General features: G+C 58.1%; 3 protein-coding genes. All 3 read right to left on the reverse strand.

Annotation, left to right across the window (positions count from 1 at the left end; all coding sequences use genetic code 11):
- Positions 1-168: 168 nt before the first annotated feature.
- Genes H6A34_RS14130 through H6A34_RS14140 form a run of 3 tightly spaced genes read right to left on the reverse strand, consistent with a single transcriptional unit; the run spans position 169 to position 1,845 of the window.
- Complete coding sequence (locus H6A34_RS14130) at positions 169-864, reverse strand: LrgB family protein (RefSeq protein ID WP_205106036.1); 696 nt, start codon at positions 862-864, stop codon at positions 169-171.
- The gene (locus H6A34_RS14135; RefSeq protein ID WP_205106037.1) at positions 861-1,217 is read right to left on the reverse strand and encodes a CidA/LrgA family protein; all 357 of its coding nucleotides are present in this window, start codon (positions 1,215-1,217) and stop codon (positions 861-863) included. The genes H6A34_RS14130 and H6A34_RS14135 overlap by 4 nt, the downstream gene beginning before the upstream one ends.
- A gap of 1 nt (position 1,218) precedes the next feature.
- The gene (locus H6A34_RS14140) at positions 1,219-1,845 is read right to left on the reverse strand and encodes a cytidylate kinase-like family protein (RefSeq protein WP_338088676.1); all 627 of its coding nucleotides are present in this window, start codon (positions 1,843-1,845) and stop codon (positions 1,219-1,221) included.
- Positions 1,846-2,234: the final 389 nt, after the last annotated feature.

Here is a 2,234-nt window from a genome sequence, read left to right on the forward strand (position 1 = left end):
AGGAAAAGATGGTATTTGACAAGTTCATAGACAGGCAGGATGAGTTAGAACGGATAAACCCGAATCTGTCATTAGACCGCCTAAGCCGTCATTTGCTGTCATTTGTCGGCTCTTCAGCCATCTTCCGCTGCTGGCAGAAATCTGGCTAAGTCTAATGACCGATTCAGGTTATAGGAACAGCGCGAACAGCGACGCGCCCACTACGGTCAGTATGCCGCTCACCACGATGGACAGTCCGCTGGTGGCGCCCTCCACCACGCCCATCTCCATGGCCTTGGCCGTGCCGATGGCGTGCGAGCTGCTGCCTATGGCTATGCCTTTGGCCACGGGCTCATCGATCTTTAGCCACGCGAGCACTTTCTCTGCCATGATGTTGCCGAGCACGCCGGTGACTATTATCGACACCACCGTCACCGACACGATGCCGCCGAGCTCCTCAGACACGCCCATGCCTATGGCCGTGGTGATGGATTTGGGCAGAAACGTGACGTAAGCCTCGTGTGAGAATCCGAACAGCAGCGCGAGCAGCAGCACCGTGGTCATGCCCGACAGCGCGCCGCCCACTATGCCGCAGATGATGGCACGCGAGTTCTTCCTGAGCAGGTCCACCTGTTGGTAGAGCGGAACGGCCAGGCAGACGGTGGCCGGGGTGAGCAGGTAGCTGAGCCACGACGCGCTTTCGTTATACGTGCCGTAACCGATGCCGCACACCAACAACGCCGCGATGACCAGCACTATCGACACGAGCAGCGGGTTCATGAAGCTCCAGCCGGTCTTCTTGCGAAGCCACACGCCGGCGGCGTAGGCCGCCAGGCTGACGCAGACACCGAAGTAGACCGAGCCCTCGAAAAGTCCGTCGGTCATTTGTCCTCCCTCCCTTTGCGTATCATGTGCTGGGTGACGGCTCCGGCCACGCCCATCACCACAAACGTACTGACCACGGTCACGGCCACGTAGGCCACAAGGTGACCCGAGATGTCGGGCCACGAGTCCACCAGCCCCACGGCGGCGGGGATGAACATCACGGGCATCACGGCTATCAGGAATGTGCTCACCTCGCGCACGTCGCTCACCCGCACCCAGCCCTTGAGCAGGGCGGCGAAGAGCAGCGCTATACCGTAGATGCTCGCCGGCACAGGCAGCGGCAGCAGCCAGTGCAGCAGCTCGCCGGCAAAGGAGAAGGCGAGGATCAGAAGAAACTGTGTGATGAACTTCATATCAAGCCTCCTTCCGCCTTATGCCCAGCCCCTCGATGTACTGCCCGATGAGGGCCACCGACTTCTCCGTGCCGAGCCTCACGCTGTCGAAGCACAGGTCGTAGTCGGCCGAGTTGCCCCATTGCAGGTGGGTGTAATACATGTGGTACCTCACGCGGCTGTCGTCCATGTCGTGCACGATGGCGGCCGCCTTGCGCGGCGTGACACCCTCCTCGGCGGCCACCGCGCGGATGCGGTCGGCCTCGCGCCCTTTCAGGAACACCGACACCAGGTCGCTGCGGTGGCGGAAGATGTAGTTGCCGCAGCGCCCCACGATGATGCATTCGCTCTGGCCTATCATGTCGGAGAGGATGTCGAGCGCGCGGCTGTGCAGCGGACCCTCGTCGTGGCCCAGGGCCGAGATTGCGAACTGAAGCTCGTCCACGGGCCGCTCCTCAAAGAAGTCGTCCATTTCGGCCAGCACGCCTTTGGCCCGGGCCATCTCCAGAAGGCTCTTGCGGGTGTAGAAGGGTATGTCGTAGCGGGCGGCAAGCTGTTCGCCGATGTGCAGTGCGCCGCATCCGCACTGCCTTGCTATTGTTATTATCATTGCTTGATGTTTTTTGAAAACGCTGCAAAGATAATACAAAAAAGTGAGATACTGAGCAAATCACGGAAATATGATTGAAAGTTAATGATTTATGAGGTTTTGACGATTTTGGCGAGTGCCAAGTAAAACCGCCCGAAAGCCAACTTGAACCGGAATTGCGTTACTATCCCGTTACCGAAATCCGGGTGTGGTAACGGCGCGGAAAAGAACGGCAAAACGAGGTAAAAACTCCATCTGCACAGGCATTTGGACGCATTGGTGATGAAAAAGTCTTGCGGCAGGTTCGATTGCGGCGGTCTGCTGCTGGAAAAGCCACGCGACTTTGACCCTTTTGGCCAAGCAGGATTGTCCCCTTTGGCTACAATATGATTGACCCTTTAAAGTCCTGGTGTTGGGGGTCAATTTTATTTTACCCTTTTAAAATTTCC

This window comes from Marseilla massiliensis (assembly GCF_016899855.1).
Lineage (GTDB): Bacteria > Bacteroidota > Bacteroidia > Bacteroidales > Bacteroidaceae > Prevotella.